Annotated in this window: 14 protein-coding genes and 1 pseudogene; 11 read left to right on the top strand and 4 right to left on the bottom strand. The window is 44.0% G+C overall.

The window, feature by feature from the left end:
* Both ACH2DQ_RS05995 and ACH2DQ_RS05990 read right to left on the bottom strand, forming a co-directional pair.
* Nucleotides 1-2,626, bottom strand: a 2,626-nt coding sequence (locus ACH2DQ_RS05995) for a hypothetical protein (protein ID WP_395025958.1), incomplete at its 3' end; no start/stop codon positions are given.
* Between the two features lie 42 nt (nt 2,627-2,668).
* Nucleotides 2,669-3,259, bottom strand: a complete 591-nt coding sequence (locus ACH2DQ_RS05990) for a hypothetical protein (RefSeq protein WP_394912296.1) — start codon at nt 3,257-3,259, stop codon at nt 2,669-2,671.
* Between the two features lie 386 nt (nt 3,260-3,645).
* Between ACH2DQ_RS05990 and ACH2DQ_RS05985 the strand changes: the two genes are divergently transcribed.
* The 5 genes from ACH2DQ_RS05985 to ACH2DQ_RS05965 all read left to right on the top strand — a co-directional run bounded on the left by ACH2DQ_RS05985 (nt 3,646) and on the right by ACH2DQ_RS05965 (nt 9,028).
* Nucleotides 3,646-5,349, top strand: a complete 1,704-nt coding sequence (locus tag ACH2DQ_RS05985) for an ABC transporter substrate-binding protein (protein ID WP_394912295.1) — start codon at nt 3,646-3,648, stop codon at nt 5,347-5,349.
* Nucleotides 5,350-5,585: 236 nt separating this feature from the next.
* A complete protein-coding gene (locus ACH2DQ_RS05980) occupies nt 5,586-6,533 on the top strand; it encodes an ABC transporter permease (protein ID WP_394912350.1) in 948 nt (315 codons plus the stop codon).
* Entirely contained in the window at nt 6,533-7,384 is an 852-nt protein-coding gene (locus tag ACH2DQ_RS05975) for an ABC transporter permease (protein ID WP_394912294.1), read from the top strand. The genes ACH2DQ_RS05980 and ACH2DQ_RS05975 overlap by 1 nt, the downstream gene beginning before the upstream one ends.
* Before the next feature lie 40 nt (nt 7,385-7,424).
* Nucleotides 7,425-8,414 (top strand): ABC transporter ATP-binding protein, encoded by a 990-nt coding sequence (locus ACH2DQ_RS05970; RefSeq protein ID WP_394912293.1) that lies wholly within the window; start codon nt 7,425-7,427, stop codon nt 8,412-8,414.
* A 2-nt stretch (nt 8,415-8,416) separates the two neighbouring features.
* Nucleotides 8,417-9,028, top strand: coding sequence for an ABC transporter ATP-binding protein (locus tag ACH2DQ_RS05965; protein ID WP_394912292.1), 612 nt, complete (start codon nt 8,417-8,419; stop codon nt 9,026-9,028).
* Nucleotides 9,029-9,157: 129 nt separating this feature from the next.
* Here the strand turns inward: ACH2DQ_RS05965 and ACH2DQ_RS05960 are convergent, their stop codons facing one another.
* Nucleotides 9,158-9,628 (bottom strand): DUF4358 domain-containing protein, encoded by a 471-nt coding sequence (locus ACH2DQ_RS05960; RefSeq protein WP_394912291.1) that lies wholly within the window; start codon nt 9,626-9,628, stop codon nt 9,158-9,160.
* Nucleotides 9,629-9,639: 11 nt separating this feature from the next.
* Nucleotides 9,640-10,674, bottom strand: a complete 1,035-nt coding sequence (locus ACH2DQ_RS05955) for a GDSL-type esterase/lipase family protein (protein WP_394912290.1) — start codon at nt 10,672-10,674, stop codon at nt 9,640-9,642.
* A gap of 145 nt (nt 10,675-10,819) precedes the next feature.
* Between ACH2DQ_RS05955 and ACH2DQ_RS05950 the strand changes: the two genes are divergently transcribed.
* The 6 genes and pseudogenes from ACH2DQ_RS05950 to ACH2DQ_RS05925 all read left to right on the top strand — a co-directional run.
* A complete protein-coding gene (locus ACH2DQ_RS05950; RefSeq protein WP_394912289.1) occupies nt 10,820-12,241 on the top strand; it encodes an MBOAT family O-acyltransferase in 1,422 nt (473 codons plus the stop codon).
* 12 nt (nt 12,242-12,253) lie between these two features.
* Nucleotides 12,254-13,393, top strand: a complete 1,140-nt coding sequence (locus tag ACH2DQ_RS05945; RefSeq protein ID WP_394912288.1) for a DHHW family protein — start codon at nt 12,254-12,256, stop codon at nt 13,391-13,393.
* 74 nt (nt 13,394-13,467) lie between these two features.
* Nucleotides 13,468-14,436 carry a Gfo/Idh/MocA family protein gene (locus tag ACH2DQ_RS05940; protein WP_394912287.1) on the top strand — a complete coding sequence of 323 codons (969 nt, stop codon included), beginning with the start codon at nt 13,468-13,470 and terminating at the stop codon, nt 14,434-14,436.
* A gap of 12 nt (nt 14,437-14,448) precedes the next feature.
* Entirely contained in the window at nt 14,449-15,297 is an 849-nt protein-coding gene (gene thyA / locus ACH2DQ_RS05935) for a thymidylate synthase (protein WP_394912286.1), read from the top strand.
* 117 nt (nt 15,298-15,414) lie between these two features.
* The gene (locus ACH2DQ_RS05930; protein ID WP_394912285.1) at nt 15,415-15,909 is read left to right on the top strand and encodes a dihydrofolate reductase; all 495 of its coding nucleotides are present in this window, start codon (nt 15,415-15,417) and stop codon (nt 15,907-15,909) included.
* 124 nt (nt 15,910-16,033) lie between these two features.
* A pseudogene (locus tag ACH2DQ_RS05925) lies at nt 16,034-16,649 on the top strand (branched chain amino acid aminotransferase); the annotation flags it as partial.

The raw sequence follows: 16,649 nt of genomic DNA, 5'->3' as shown, positions 1-16,649 counted from the left end.
TGGTTTTTTGGTTCTTCGGATCCGTTACGGCAGTTAATCCACCCGCTTCATCATAAGTATATTTCCAATGTCCGTTTGCTGCATCGGTGATCCCGGTCAGTCTGTCTGTTTTATCATATTGATACTCTGTGGAATAACCGTTCTCATCCGTCTGTTTAACCATGCGGTTTCTGGCATCGTATTCTGCTGTCAGGTAATTACCGTCTGCCAAAATCACTTTTGTCCGGTTCCCGTTTTTATCATATTCAAATCCGGTCACATTCCCCATTGGATCTTTTATGGAGATCATCTGGGACATGGCATTGTAGGAATATTCTGTTTTGTTTCCCAGGGCATCCGCAGCCGCAGTATTGCAGTCTATGACATCATAAGTGTACAGGGTGGTTCCACCAAGTACATCGGTAACAGCGGTTAACCGGTATTTGGCATCGTATACATATTCCTCTTTTAAACCGTTTGGATAAGTTTTAGAAATTAGATTCCCCACCGAATCATAATCCATGGCAAAGGTCTGCCCCAAGCGGTTTGTTGCCCTGGTATTGCGGTGTTCCTGATCATATTCAAACAGTTCAAAGGTATGGTCAAAATAAGTTATTTTTGTCAGCTTGCCAAAGACATCGTACTCATAGGAAGTCCTTCTTCCATTGGTATCCACGGATGCGGCAATGTCCCCAATGGGATTGTATTCCAGACTTGTGAAGGTTCCATCGGAATAAATGATCTTTGTCACCTGATTCAGGGTATCATATTCATAGTTCTCGGTAATCGTATCCACGGTACCGTCTTCTTTGGTTTTGGTAATGGCGCGGCTTAAACAGTTTCCATCTTCGTCATAGGTGAAGCTGCTGGTACTTCCGTTTCCATTTACAGCGGTAAGCACATTGCCTGCACCGTCATATGTAAAGGTCAGGTAAGTACCAATATCATCCGTAATACCGGATAATTTTCCGTCACTTTCATAATTGTAGTTCTTCACATAGCCCATGGGATCTTTTGTCTGGGTTAACTGTCCGTAGGTATTATAACTGATTGTTCCGGTCTGGGTACCATATGCGCTGACCGATGCCAGCTGCCCTTTCGTATCGTATGCATTTTTCATCTCCATTCCCAGGGCGTTTTTGACAGAGAGGATCTTTCCGTCATCGCCGATGGTATAGGTTGTCTTATTCCCCATGGCATCCGTAGTTTCTGTCAGGTTGTCATAGGCATCGTATGCATTTCGGATTACATTCCCCAGTGCGTCGGTTATTTTTACAATGTTCCCCCGCTGGTCAGATTCATATGCGGTGGTATTTCCCATGCGGTCCGTCAGGGTCTCGATTCTGGCATTCAGATCATGCTGCAGTTCCACGCGGCCGCCATTGGCATCCACCATTGCGGTCAGTTTGCCGTTCTCATCATATTCATTTCTGGATACATGAACGCCCCTTGGATCTATAATTTCTATCAGGTAATGCTCTCCGTCATATTGAAATTCCGTTACCCTGCCGGCTGTGTCCGTGACCGACACCAGATCGCCCCTGCCGTCATACGTATATGTCTGACTCTTTCCGGTTGGTCCTGTAATACGGGTGATTCTTCCGGCATTATCCCTTTCAAATACAATGGTCTTCCCATCCGAATGGGTGACCCCGTCTTTTTTAAAGGTTATCTTGTTGCCCGCCTTATCCCGGATTTCTTCAATCCCATTTGCCTTATCAAAAATATAAATGGTGCCGTCCTGTTTGGTGAGCTGGTATTTACTGGGAGCATAGTATTCACCGCTATAGGATAAAATGTTGCCGTAATTCAGAATAAAATCCCTGGATTCTCCGATGGGCGTAAGAACAGATTTCGATTTGCCCTGTGCCTGATAAGAGATGCTGGTAATATACTGAATATCCGTGATCTGCTGCCTTGCCGGAGAGGGACGCATGGAGAACTTTTCAATTTTACCGTTTCCCCAGTCAATGGCAACTTCATGTTTATAGTCTTCTGTTAAAGTATAGGTTGGCAGGAATCCTCCGGATTTCACCGTCCGCCATCCTTTTCCGGGAATGCCGCTTTCGGTTAAGGACGCACTGTTCATGGTCAGACTCCAGCCATATCCAAAGTCTCCGCTGACCTGCTTTTTACGGCTGTCATACCCCCGCTTTACCGTAAGGGGGAAATGGTGCACCGGAATATCCATATCCAGAAACTCCGTTGAAAAATTCCCATATTTGATTGCCCCCTCAACAGAGACGGAAATCTCACTGACCTTTTTATCCGCTTCCTTTTCACCATAGACTGTCAGACGGATATTATAAAAACCATTTACCAGAGCGGTGGTATCTAAGGTGCCAAGCACACCTCCGGTAATCAGATTTTCTCCTCTGGCGAATTCAAAATACTGCTTTTCTTCTTCTTTTTTTGACACATCAAAAGCATCATTTGCTATGGCGTATTCCAGGGTATAGTGTGTAATACCAGTGCCGCTTACGGTACCTTTGATATCCGTTGGTTTGGTTATTACTGCTGCAACAGACGGAGAAGTGATCGTTGCCACAGCAGAAAAAGCCGCTTTTGCCGCTGCACGGTCTTTACGGGAGGAGATACCTTTTTCAGACGCCGGTTGCGTCTCATGTTCTTCTGTGCCGGATATCATATCTGTAGAATCGCGATCAGATGGTTCTGCTTCTATACTGTTCTATGGCTGGTTTTCTAAATTCTCACCGGCAGCTTTTGACAACTCTTCCGTCATCTCTTCTTGCTTGGGTTCTTCCTGAACTCCTTCCTGGGCTTCTTCCTGGACTTTTTCCTGAATTCCTTCTATAAAATATACTTTCTCAAGATATTGTCCATCCTGATCAAAGAACTTCAGATTCAACACATTCCGTCCTTCTTCTGTCAGGGAAAAAGTAATTTGATTTTCGTCATCCATTGTAAGATCGTCTCCGTTCAGGGAAGCTTTTATATAAGCAATCTCTTCGCCGCCGGAATATTCTATTTTTGTATGGTATATTTCACCTGTCCTGAGCTGCTCGGGAAATATTGTTTCCACCTGAACATTAGTTTCTTTCTGTAACTCCTCTTTTTGTAACTCATCTTTTTGCATCAGATCAATCTGTTCTGGATTATTCTGCATTTGAGCGCCCTGACTCATTTTAGATTCTGCCGGATCAGATAACCGGATCTCTGTTTGCAGCTGAGGTGCCGCAGCAACCGGCACGTTAATGGAACTTGTCAGAATTGCTGCAGACAATAAAAAGCTTAAGTATCTTCTGAATTTTCTCTTCATAACACACATACTCCTTTACTCCGTTGTTGTTGTATATTGTTTTTAGTTTCGCCCGGGATGCAGCGGACCTCCTTTCTGGCTGCGGCATTAATACCTATTTCATCCCTTTATAATGACTGTTTTGGATATCTATATTATACGTTATTAAAGTGCTGTAAACGATGCAATGTATTGAACATCACGATTTCAGTCACGAAAAATGAAAGCTTGTATATTGCATAGTGAATGTTAAAAAATATCCCCCGTACGGGCTTGTGAAGGAAGTTTTTTACTGATATACTCTCAATACATATTGTAAAAAAGTATCAGTTTTTGTAATTTGTTTTTCAGATTGATTCTGGAAGATAGAAGTGACATTATACATAACAACGGAAGGAAATGAAAAAATGAAAAAAAGAATCGTCAGTATCTTATGTACATGCTGTATGGTAATCGGGCTTACCGCCGGTTGCGGTGCATCGAACAGCGGAAATGAAACCAATGCCCAGACCAGTGCAAAAACAGAGAGTTCCAGTGAAGCAAAGGCTGCAGATGAAACTCAGGCGCCTGCTGAGACTGTAAAGGGGTCGGAAGCAGCTGAGACAACGGCAGACAGTAAGGATTCGGTTGTGGTGACTATGCCAACCACATCGGAACCGGAGTCCGGCTTTGACCCGGCGTATGGCTGGGGAGCAGGGGAACACGTACATGAGCCTTTAATTCAGAGTACATTGACGGTTACCACTACGGACTTAAAGATTGACAAGGATCTGGCTACGGATTATTCAGCAAGTGAAGACGGAATGACCTGGACCGTAAAAATCCGGGATGATGTTAAGTTTACCGATGGTGAAAAGCTTACGGCGAAGGATGTTGCATTTACCTATAATAATGTAAAAGAAAAAAGCTCCGTGAACGATTTTACCATGTTAAAAGAAGCGGTAGCAGTGGACGATACGACCGTGGAATTTAAAATGGAAAAACCATTTTCTATCTGGCCTTACACAATGGCAATTGTAGGTATTGTTCCGGAACACGCTTATGATGAAAATTACGGACAGCATCCAATCGGGTCCGGACGCTACATCATGAAGCAGTGGGATAAAGGCCAGCAGGTAATCTTTGAAGCAAATCCGGATTACTATGGGGAAGCGCCCAAGATTAAAAAGGTAACGGTTTTATTTATGGAAGAAGAAGCAGCGCTTGCGGCAGCTCAGGCAGGACAGGTCGATGTGGCACATACGGCAGCTTCCTATGCTGACCAGCAGATCGGCGGATACAACCTGTTATCAGTGGCAAGTGTAGATAACAGAGGATTTAACCTGCCAGCTACAAAGCCGGAAGAAAAAGACGGTGTCACTTACGGAAGTGATGTGACATCAGATATTGCAGTCAGAAAAGCAATTAATATCGGAATTGACCGTGATGAAATGATTCAGAATGTGTTAAATGGTTACGGAACACCTGCATACAGCGTATGCGACAAGATGCCATGGTATAATGCAGATGCTCAGGTAACATATGATCTGGAAGGTGCAAAGAAGATTCTGGATGACGCAGGCTGGAAAGAAGGCAGTGACGGAATCCGTGAAAAAGACGGTGTCCGCGCAGCATTTACTTTAATGTACAGCACCGGAGATTCTGTGCGCCAGGCTTTGGCTGAAGACATGAAGAACCAGTTAAAAGAATTGGGCATGGATATCACCACAGAAGGAGTAGGCTGGGATGTGGCTTATGACAGAGCGCAGTCAGATCCGCTTGTATGGGGATGGGGTGCCCACACACCAATGGAACTTTACAATATCTATCATTCCATGCCGGATACAGGACTTGCGCAGTATTCTCCTTATGCAAATGAAAAGGTAGACAAATATATGGATGAAGCTTTAAAAGCATCCAATCTGGAAGATTCCTATGAACTGTGGCAGAAAGCACAGTGGGATGGAACAGACGGCATTACCCAGGACGGAGACATCCCATGGATCTGGTTATGTAATGTAGACCATCTTTATTTTGTAAGAGACGGTTTAACGGTAGCAGACCAGAAAATTCATCCTCATGGACATGGTTGGTCGATTGTAAATAACGTTGACCAGTGGAGCTGGCAATAATCAGCAAGTCAAAAACCCCGCTGCAAGCAACGGAGTTTTTAACCCTCGCGGCAGTCGCCAAATGGACGCGCCAGCGTCTCTGATTGGCTCGATGCTCGCGGGAATAAAATAAGCAGTGAAAAGGTTGCTCTGCCGATCCGGAAAATACCGGATTAGCAGGACAACCTTTGGTGCATTTTGAAAGGACTAAAGAGTTGAAGAGGAATTGTATATTTATAGGTAAAAATTTGATACGGATGATCTTGCTTCTGATCGCCGTAAGTATTGTTGCATTTGCATTAATCAGCGCCTCACCTATTGATCCTCTCCAGGCAAACGTAGGACAGGCGGCACTTGGAAGCATGAGCCAGGAACAGATTGCAAAATTACAGGAGTACTGGGGCGTAGGCCAGCCTCCGGTAGAGAGGTACCTTTCCTGGGCAAAAGATTTTGTAAGAGGTGATATGGGAACCTCTCTTTTATACCGCCAGAGCGTAGCCGAGGTCATTGGGGTGAAGCTGGGGAATTCGCTGTTTCTGATGATTATGGCGTGGGTTATATCCGGGGTACTGGGATTCTTTTTAGGCGTTGCTGCCGGTATGAACAGAGGAAAGGCAGTGGATAAAATAATCAAAGGATATTCACTGATCGTAGCCAGTACGCCTGCTTTCTGGCTGGCGCTGGTACTGCTGATGATATTTGGCGTATGGCTGAAAGTGCTGCCCATTGGCTTAAGTGTGCCCATTGGGGTAGAAGCAAGCGGAGTTACCTTCCTGGACAGGGTTCAGCATGCAATTCTGCCGGCTGTTACGTTAAGCATTACCGGTATTTCCAATATTGCCCTGCATACCAGGGAAAAAATGATTGATGTCTGTGAAAGTGATTATGTAATGTTTGCAAGAGCCAGAGGGGAAAGTAATTTCAGTATCTTCCTGCACCACGGATTCCGGAATGTGATTCTGCCTGCAATTACACTTCAGTTTGCAGCCATCAGTGAAATCTTTGGGGGTTCCGTGCTGGTAGAACAGGTATTTTCCTATCCGGGACTTGGGCAGGCTGCCGTTACGGCGGGGCTTGGAAGCGATGTGCCGCTTCTGATGGGAATAGCGGTGATCAGTGCCATCTTTGTGTTTGGAGGGAACTTTATAGCAAATGTACTGTATACAGTGATTGATCCCAGAATCAGAAAAGGGGGTCAAAAATAATGGAGACAGCAATGACATATGGAAATAAAAAGAGAATCAACCAGAGGAAAATGACGCTGATCATTTTTGTGGCAGCTGTCACCTTTCTTCTGGCAGTGGCAGTAGGTGGTATTTTTTGCGGGGAAGCAGCCCAGGAAACGGACTTTTCCAGAAAAAATATGATGCCGGGTTTTCAGTATCTGTTTGGAACAGACTGGCTTGGCAGGGATATGTTTGTCCGCACAATTAAGGGGCTGTCTATGAGTATTCTCATTGGAGTCTGTGCTGCTTCCGTAAGTGCACTTTTTGCATTGGTACTGGGCGTTGCGGCGGCAACTCTTGGAAGAAAGGTAGATGCAGTAATTACCTGGTTTATTGATCTGATTATGGGAATTCCCCATATGCTGCTGCTTATTCTGATCTGTGTAGCCCTGGGAAAAGGCCTGACCGGGGTCATAGTAGGCGTAGCCCTGACACACTGGACTTCTCTGGCAAGGGTAATCCGCGCGGAGGTTATGCAGTTAAAAGAGAGCCAGTATATCAAAATAGCGGAAAAGCTGGGGCACAGTAAATTTAAAATTGCAGTGAAGCATATGCTCCCTCATCTGGTACCGCAATTTCTGGTGGGACTGATACTTTTGTTCCCCCATGCAATCCTGCATGAATCAAGCATCACATTTTTAGGGTTTGGGCTGTCAAACGAACAGCCGGCTATCGGAATAATTTTATCGGAAAGCATGAAGTATCTGGTAACCGGAAAATGGTGGCTTGCTCTGTTTCCGGGAGCTATGCTGGTCTTAACCGTAGTGCTGTTTGATGTGGCGGGAGAGAGTCTTCGAAAAATAATAGATCCGGCAAGTGCCCAAGAGTAACAATATAGCAAAAAGAAATCTTATAAAGCGGGTGAAAAATATGGAAGAAACGAAAAAAACAATATTGGAGATTCGAAACCTCTCTATTTCATTTACACAGTATGACAGAGGTTTTCATCAAATTGACCTTCCGGTAATCAAGGACTTAAATGTCCGGATCCGGGAAGGGGAGATGGTAGCAGTGGTAGGGTCCAGCGGTTCCGGTAAAAGTCTGCTTGCCCATGGAGTACTTGGCATTCTTCCTTACAATGCCCATATGGAAGGCCAGATGGTATACCAGGGGGAAGCTTTGACTCCTGAGCGGACGAAAAAGCTCAGGGGAAATGAAATTGTTCTGGTTCCACAGAGCACTTCTTATCTGGATCCCCTGATGAAGATCGGACCGCAGATCCGAAAAGGAAAGAGGGATAAAGCCCTGAAAAAGAAAACGGCGGATATATTGAAACGCTATTCCCTGGATCCGGCTATAGACGGCTTGTATCCATTTGAATTATCAGGCGGGATGACCAGGCGTACATTGATTTCTACTGCCCTGATGGGGACACCAAAGCTTGTAATCGCCGATGAACCCACGCCCGGACTCCACTTGTCGGTTGCGAAGCGGGCTATGGAACATTTTCGGGAGCTGGCGGACCAGGGGGCTGGTGTATTGCTCATTACCCATGATCTGGAACTTGCACTGGAAGTTGCGGACCGGGTTGTGGTATTCTATGCCGGAACGACTATTGAAGATGCACCAGCAGCGGATTTTCGCAGAGAAGACACCTTGCGGCACCCTTATTCAAAAGCGCTCTGGCGTGCCATTCCCGCTAACGGATTCCAGTTTATAAAAGGAGTCCAGCCTTACGTAAAGGATATGCCGGCAGGATGTCCATTCGGTCCGCGATGTGAATATTTTGGAGAAAAGTGCAAAGGGGAAATCCCTTATCAGAAATCCGGGAACGGGTATGTGCGCTGTGTGCGAAAAGATCTGATCCAATATAAAAAGACAGAAGAAACATACAAAGATGCAGTGGGAGAGGGGGCATAAAATTGGTACTTAAGGCTGAAAATATCTCTTTCCGGTATGATAAGAACAGTCGGGAGATTTTCCGGGACTTTAATCTGGAGGTGCACCAGGAGGAAGTGGTTGGGCTGGTGGCGCCAAGCGGTTTTGGAAAAACAACCCTTTGCAAAATATTGGCTGGATACATGAAGCCGGATACCGGTGGGGTATATCTGGATGACAAGCCGCTGTTTCACATGCGGGGCTGCTGTCCGGTACAGATGATCTGGCAGCATCCGGAGCAGGCAGTTAATCCCAGGCTTCGGATGGGAGAAGTGATAAAAGAAGGTGACCAGGTCGACCCTGCGGTGATCCGGGGGTTGGGGATAGAGGAAGACTGGATGAACCGTTTCCCGGCTGAATTGTCAGGCGGGGAGCTTCAGCGTTTCTGTATCGCCAGGGCTCTTGGGAAGAGCACCCGTTTTTTACTGGCAGACGAGATCAGCACCATGCTGGATCTGATTACCCAGAGCCAGATCTGGAACTTTCTGCTGGATGAGAGCAGACGCAGAAAAATTGGACTTATTGCAGTAAGCCATAGTGAAGCACTGCTGGATGCGGTTTGTACCAGGCAGGTTATGCTGGAGAACACGCTCTAGAGCGTATTTTTAAGCTGTTTTGCGGCAGCAGTCTCATTACAGCATCAAATACAAAAAAGGAATATCCCGAAGCTTTCCAGCTTCCGGGATATTCCTTTTTTGCTTAGCATAATTTATACGCAAATCTGATTAAAAGCCATTGTCAGACAATACAGACTCTGCCTTTTTCGTATCATCCACTACACATAAAACAACATAATTACCTGCAGATTTTACAATAGCGGAATCCAGTTTTGCGGCTTCCGTGGTATTGTAAGTAGCAAACAGTTTAGACTGGTTGGTTGCCCGGTTCTTAAACAGGGTTTCTACCTCAGAAACATAAGAACTGTCTTTACATTTTACAATAGCAACTTCACACGCAGTGGTAGCAGAGCTTAAATATGCTGTGCTTTCTTCTATTTTATCCATATCCACAAAGTAAGTGGAAGCCAGGATATCTGCGGATACCTGTGAAAGCTTGTCGGAGGTGATAGCCTGGCTTTGGATTTCTTCCGCCAGTTTATTGATATCTACATCAATATCTTTATCTTTGCCTCCTGAGCAGGCTGTGAGTGTAAGCATCATAAAAATTGTTATAAAAACCAAACGTAAGTATTTCATAGTTTTCTCCTTTAGACTTGATTTAGATCTTGTGTTTCTGCTGTTTCGGTTGCTTCTGTTACAGGTGTTGTTTCACTACCTTCTGTGGATGGGCTGTTCCCGGTTGTTCCGGAGCTGCCTGTATCACTGATATAATGGGATTTTGTATAGTCAAGCCACATTTTCAGATATTCTTCATACATATGTACGCCATCAGAAGTTGCACCCTTAGTCAGGGAGCCGTTGCCATCGGACAGTACTTCGTTTAAATTGAGGTAATGGTATCCCTTTTCCTTACAGATTTCCAGGATTTTTTCATTTGCCGTGTCAACATTCTTATTATTTACATAGTCAAACTCGGTTAGGTCTTCTTCTACATATACAACGGAATAGACATAGATGATTGCGTCCGGCTGAATCGTCTGGATATCTCCCAGAACCTTGATGTAGGTTTCTTTGAAGGAATTAAAATCATAGGTACCCAGTTCATTGGTACCGATCATCATGTAGACCTTCTTGTAAGGAGCCTTCTTCAGAGCGTCAAATACGGTGATATTACCGGAGGCAGTAGCAATATAAGGCGTGTCATAAATATCTTCCAATTCCATGCCCACAGCGGTCAGAAAAGCACCCTGGGTAATGCCGGATTGGTTTTTAAATCCTTCCATACGGGAATCGCCGATAAATACCGCATCAGCAAAATAGGAATCATCTACAGGCGTTGCAGCTTTTGGAACCACCACATCAGCATATGCAGCTGGTATTGTGCTGTCCGTCTGAGCCTGGGATTCGGTTTGTGCAGGTGTTTTTTCAGTAACCGGCGTTTTTTTCTGTGATTCAGATTGTGCTTCTGACGATCCCTTATTCTGCGCCAGTTCTTCCTGGGCTAATACTTCATCTACTTCAGTCTTGATACGCTGTGCCAGACTGTCTTTCGAAAAAAGGCTAATCAGACTCTTGCCCTCGAAAACGACAAGTACGATCACGATTAGCGTCAGTACATTAATAACAAGACCGTTATTCGGTTTTTTACGCCGCATCCCCGGTCTTTTCTTTTGTTCTCCCATATATAACCACCTTATTAAAAAATTGTTTGTCTTTTGCCCTACTCTATTATATAATAAATGCGATAATTGTAAATACCTTTTTAGAAAATTAAAAAATGTTAATAAGTCCATAATATTTAAAAATAAAGTGAGTAAGGAGTAGCAAATGGTTTTCAGCAGTATATTATTCATGTTTCGATTCCTGCCGGCAGTACTTATCCTGTATTATATTGCGCCCAGGAAGATACGAAATACTATCTTATTTTTATTCAGTCTCTTTTTTTATGCCTGGGGTGAGCCTAAATATGTATTCTTAATGCTCTTTTCCATTACCATGGATTTTACCTTCGGACAGCTGATTGGCAAATACAGGGAAATGGGCGATCTGAAAAAGGCGAAGCAGTTTTTATTAATATCAGTTTTTGCCAATCTGGGAATTTTAGGATTTTTTAAATATGCAGATTTTATCATCGGTTCTGTAAATGGTGTATTTGGAACCGGCATACCGCTTCTGGGAATCCCCCTTCCTATCGGGATTTCGTTTTTTACTTTCCAGACCATGTCTTATACCATTGATGTATATCGAGGAGTTACCAGGGTTCAGAAAAACTGGATCAACTATGGTACCTATGTATCTATGTTTCCACAGCTTATTGCAGGCCCGATTGTGCAGTACAAGACGATAGCAAAGCAGATGCGGGACCGCAGGGAGAACAGTGATGATTTCGTGGCGGGCATTCACCGGTTCATGATTGGCGTGGGAAAGAAAGTATTACTTGCTAATAATATAGGAAAGCTTTGGGATACCATTTCTGCAATGCCTGCAGGGGATCTGCCTGTGGCTACTGCCTGGCTTGGAATACTGGCATACACTTTCCAGATCTATTATGATTTTTCCGGATATTCCGATATGGCTATCGGTCTTGGTAAAATGTTTGGTTTTCATTTCCTGGAGAACTTTAACTATCCGTATGTATCTAAGAGCATTACGGAGTTTTGGAGAAGATGGCACATTTCCCTCAGCTCCTGGTTTCGGGAATACGTCTACATTCCTCTTGGAGGCAACCGTAAGGGTGCGATCAAGCAGGTGCGCAATATCCTGGTGGTATGGCTGCTTACCGGAATCTGGCATGGTGCCAGCTGGAACTTTGTCATGTGGGGCGTATATTACGGTCTGCTGCTGCTTATTGAGAAGTTCGTGTTAGGAAGATTTTTAGAAAAGCTGCCGGGCGTGATACGGATTTTATACTCCATGTTCTTTGTTATGATTGGCTGGGTAATCTTTGCATTTGATGATCTGAAAAAAGGTTTTTCCTACATAGGAGCTTTGTTTGGCGGTCATGGACAGGTATTATTTAACCAGGAGAGTATTTATCTGCTGTATAACAACGGTGTGTTGCTCGTGCTTCTGATTCTGGGAGCTACGATGTTACCCAAGCTGACAGCGGAAAAATGGCTTGCATGCCTGAAGAACAGGCAGTGGGTATGTGTGTTGTTAAAAAGTATCTTTTATTTGGGGATATTTATCATATCCGTGGCATATCTGGTGGATGCAACCTATAACCCATTCTTATATTTCAGGTTTTAGAGGGGTATCAATATGAGCAAAAAACAAAATTGGACAATCATTATAATATTTTTAATTCTGATATTCGGATTTACCATCGCTACAATGCTGAAGCCGGATACGGGATTTTCTGAAAAAGAAAACAGGGAACTGGCACAAAAGCCGGAGATTTCTCCGGAACGCATTTTTAATGGAAGTTATACGAAGGATTATGAAAAATACCTGACGGACCAGTTTGTGCTGAGGGATGCCTGGATTGGCTTAAAGACCCAGGTGGAACGGGGGACGTTTAAACAGGAGATTAATGATATCTATTTTGCAAAAGATGGGTATCTCATTGAAAAGCACACCGGAAGCTTTACAACGGATACGGCGCTTCGGAATATCCAGGCGCTAAAAGGATTTATGGAAACAGCGGTGCAAAAATTCGGACCCGGTCATGTAAAAGCCATGATTGTTCCCAATGCCGTTGACATTCTGAGGGAAAAACTGCCGCCTTTTGCAAGTCCGGCAGAAGAAAAAGATTATCTGGAAAAAGTGAAAGAGGCATTGCCAGGAGATACTTACTTCGACTGTGAAAAGGTTCTAAGGGAACATAAGGACGAGGAGATCTATTACCGCACCGACCATCACTGGAAAACCCTGGCGGCATTTTACATGTATGAGGCATGGGCAAAGGAAATTGGGATTACGCCTCTGTCTAAAGATGATTACCGGATCGAAACGCTTACAAAGGATTTCCTGGGAACCATCGAATCAAAGGTAAACTGCCGGGTACAGAGCGATTCCATCGAAGCGTTTATCCCGAAGAAAGAAGTTCCCTATGTGCTAAATTATAATCATTCTCAGGAGATACGCAGAGATCTGTATGATCGGTCCTTTCTGGATAAAAAGGATAAGTATGCGGTATTTTTTGGAGGGAACCAGCCGGTTATAGAAGCCAATACGGAGTCTAAGAGCGACAGGAAGCTGCTGGTGATCAAGGATTCCTATGCACATTGTTTTGTACCCTTTGCGTTTTCTGATTTTTCAGAAGTGGATATGATAGACCTCAGGTATTTTAATGAAAGCCTGAAGGACTATATGAATGCAAGAAATTATACGGATGTTTTATTCTTATACAATGCTTCCGGATTTGCGGAAGATCCAAGTGTCATGAAATTAGGTAACTAATAAATAAAATCAATTATTCACTTAAATATAAAATATAAATAATGATAAAAAATCAAATCGAGGAGGTAATGACTATGAAAATGGGGATTTTAGGAGCTGGAAATATTGGAGGTGCAATGGCAAGAACCATAGCGGGTATGGACAAAGTAGAAGCATATGCCGTGGGAGCCAGAGATCTTGCAAGAGCAGAAGCGTTTGCCGCTCAGTATCATTTTACAAAAGCTTTCGGGTCATATGAAGAAATGCTTTCGGATCCGGAGCTGGAACTGGTATATGTAGCAACGCCCCATTCCCACCACTACGAACACGTGAAGCTCTGCCTGGAGCATGGGAAGCATGTATTGTGTGAAAAAGCATTCACCGTGAATGCAAAACAGGCTGTGGAATTATTTGAAATGGCTAAGAGCAAAAACCTGCTTTTAACGGAGGCGATCTGGACGCGTTATATGCCAATGCGCAAAACCCTGGATGAGATTGTTGCAAGCGGTGTGATCGGGGAAATAACATCCCTTACGGCAAATCTGGGATATGTGGTAGGACATCTGCCCAGAATGCAGGAGCCTGGACTTGCGGGAGGAGCTTTGCTGGATCTGGGTGTTTATCCCATTAATTTCGCTTCCATGGTATTTGGAGATAAGATTAGAGAAGTATCTTCTTCAGCGGTTTTGACAGAATCAAAAGTGGATGCGGTAAACAGCATTACCCTGATCTATGAAGACGGGAAAATGGCACAGCTTCACAGCAATATGATGGCGGCAACGGACAGACGCGGTATGATTTACGGTGATAAAGGGTATATTGAAGTACAGAACATTAATAACTGCGAGGGAATCCGTGTATTTGACACCAATCACAAGCTGATTGCCGAATATGAGACGCCAAAGCAGATTACCGGTTACGAATATGAAGTGGAAGCATGTATGGAAGCTATGGCAAAAGGGGAGCTGGAATGCCCGCAGATGCCTCATAAGGAATCCATACGTATCATGGAACTAATGGACAGCCTCCGTGCACAGTGGGGCGTGAAATATCCGAACGAATAAGGAGGTTGCAAAATGAGTTGCGCAGATAAAATATTTATAGATATGTGTCAGGACATTATTGATAACGGTGTCAGCACCGAAGGGGAGAAAGTCCGCCCGCACTGGGAGGATGGGACTTCGGCATATACTATCAAACGATTTGGTGTAGTAAACCGCTATGACCTGAAAAAGGAATTCCCGGCACTAACCCTGAGAAGAACAGGACTGAAAAGTGCATTTGATGAACTGCTTTGGATCTGGCAGAAAAAGTCCAATAATATTCATGACCTGAACAGCCATATTTGGGACAGCTGGGCGGACGAAGATGGTTCCATCGGGAAAGCTTACGGCTATCAGATGAGTGTGAAACACCAGTATAGGGAAGGTATGATGGATCAGGTGGACCGGGTCATTTATGATTTGAAAAACAATCCCTACAGCCGCAGGATTATGACTAACATCTATGTACATGCAGACCTGCACGAGATGAATCTCTATCCCTGTGCTTACAGCATGACATTTAATGTGACGAAAGAAAAAAATGAAGACAGACTGACCTTAAATGCCATCTTAAATCAGCGCTCCCAGGATGTACTTGCTGCAAATAACTGGAATGTATGCCAGTATGCACTTCTGGTTCATATGATGGCGCAGGTATGCGGTATGAATGTGGGAGAGTTTGTCCACGTAATCGCAGACGCACATATTTATGACAGGCATATCCCGGTGATCAAAGAGCTGATACAGCGTGAGACTTTTGAAGCTCCGAAAGTATGGCTGAATCCGGAAGTTAAGGATTTCTATGCATTTACGGTTGATGATCTCCATGTGGAAAATTATGTGACCGGACCGCAGATTAAGAATATACCCATTGCGATTTAGAATCGGGAATAATGCCGTATAAAAAGGATCAGGAGGCTGGTTTGAAACAAAAATCGTTTCAAACTTTCTATTAACGCAGTACCGCAGACCTGTCTGCGGTATGCAGGAGGTGCAAATATGAATTTTATAGTAGCAGTAGATAAGAACTGGGGAATCGGACATGACAATAAGCTTCTGGTGAGCATACCGGCGGATATGAAATTCTTCCGCCAGACAACTACAGGGAAAGTAGTTGTCATGGGCAGAAAGACGCTGGAAAGTTTTCCAAACGGCTTGCCGCTTAAAAACAGAACGAATATTGTATTGACCGGCAATCTGGATTATAAAGTGAAAGATGCTGTTATTGTACACAGTATGGATGAACTTTTAGAGGAGTTAAAAAAATATAACAGCGATGATATCTACGTTATTGGGGGAGACAGCATTTACCATCAGATGCTTCCTTATTGCAGCGTGGGTCATGTAACGAAAATCGACCATGAGTATGTAGCCGATTCCCGTTTTCCGGATTTAGATAACATGGAAGAGTGGGAAGTGACTGGTGAAAGTGAGGAACAGACTTATTTTGACCTGGAGTACACGTTTGTAAGGTATGAACGGAGAAAAAGCTGATGCAGCGGCAAACCTTCATGCATTAAATGAAGAAATTTACGTCTCTGTCTTGACAAGCTGTAAGAAAAGTAGAATAATGGGAAGAAAAATAATATAAAAAAGCTTTCAGGGAAGGATGAGAAAAATGTTAGATATCAAAATCGAGAAAACTATGAATCCGAAACCAATTCCAGGACCGGAAAATCCGTTGGTATTTGGTACCATTTTTACAGATCATATGTATGTAATGGAATATAGTACGGAAAAAGGATGGCATGATCCTGCGATTATGCCCTATCAGCCTATTACATTGGATCCATCCGCTATGGTGTTTCATTATGGTCAGGAGATGTTTGAGGGCTTAAAAGCTTATAAAACAGAAGACGGCAGAATCCTGTTATTCCGCCCGGATAAAAATGCAGAAAGAGCTGTTAACTCTAACAGAAGACTGATGATTCCGGAGATTCCGGTGGATGACTTTATTAACGGAGTGAAGACACTGGTAGAATTAGATCAGGCGTGGATTCCTACAAAAGAAGGGACTTCCCTTTATGTCAGACCATTTGTAATTGCAACAGATCCTTTCCTGGGAGTGCGTCCGTCTCATACATACAAATTCATTATTATATTATCACCGGTAGGAGCTTACTATCCGGAAGGGCTGAATCCGGTTAAGATCTGGATTGAAGATGAGTTTGTAAGAGCAGTTCGCGGCGGTATCGGGGAAGCCAAAGCCGGCGGTAATTATGTAGCGTCTATGG

Source organism: Robinsoniella sp. (genome assembly GCF_034124845.1).
The sequence above is the reverse complement of the archived record's forward strand: the minus strand, read 5'-3'. Positions and strand labels throughout refer to the sequence as shown.

What these genes read in the sequence shown, in the direction of transcription:
- ACH2DQ_RS05940 (WP_394912287.1), top strand. Translation starts at nt 13,468, where the DNA reads ATGAAAATGGGGATTTTAGGAGCTGGAAATATTGGAGGTGCAATGGCA.
- ACH2DQ_RS05970 (WP_394912293.1), top strand. Translation starts at nt 7,425, where the DNA reads ATGGAAGAAACGAAAAAAACAATATTGGAGATTCGAAACCTCTCTATT.
- ACH2DQ_RS05990 (WP_394912296.1), bottom strand. Translation starts at nt 3,259, where the DNA reads ATGAAGAGAAAATTCAGAAGATACTTAAGCTTTTTATTGTCTGCAGCA.
- ACH2DQ_RS05975 (WP_394912294.1), top strand. Translation starts at nt 6,533, where the DNA reads ATGGAGACAGCAATGACATATGGAAATAAAAAGAGAATCAACCAGAGG.
- ACH2DQ_RS05950 (WP_394912289.1), top strand. Translation starts at nt 10,820, where the DNA reads ATGGTTTTCAGCAGTATATTATTCATGTTTCGATTCCTGCCGGCAGTA.
- ACH2DQ_RS05945 (WP_394912288.1), top strand. Translation starts at nt 12,254, where the DNA reads ATGAGCAAAAAACAAAATTGGACAATCATTATAATATTTTTAATTCTG.
- thyA (WP_394912286.1), top strand. Translation starts at nt 14,449, where the DNA reads ATGAGTTGCGCAGATAAAATATTTATAGATATGTGTCAGGACATTATT.
- ACH2DQ_RS05985 (WP_394912295.1), top strand. Translation starts at nt 3,646, where the DNA reads ATGAAAAAAAGAATCGTCAGTATCTTATGTACATGCTGTATGGTAATC.
- ACH2DQ_RS05960 (WP_394912291.1), bottom strand. Translation starts at nt 9,628, where the DNA reads ATGAAATACTTACGTTTGGTTTTTATAACAATTTTTATGATGCTTACA.
- ACH2DQ_RS05980 (WP_394912350.1), top strand. Translation starts at nt 5,586, where the DNA reads ATGATCTTGCTTCTGATCGCCGTAAGTATTGTTGCATTTGCATTAATC.
- ACH2DQ_RS05955 (WP_394912290.1), bottom strand. Translation starts at nt 10,674, where the DNA reads ATGGGAGAACAAAAGAAAAGACCGGGGATGCGGCGTAAAAAACCGAAT.
- ACH2DQ_RS05930 (WP_394912285.1), top strand. Translation starts at nt 15,415, where the DNA reads ATGAATTTTATAGTAGCAGTAGATAAGAACTGGGGAATCGGACATGAC.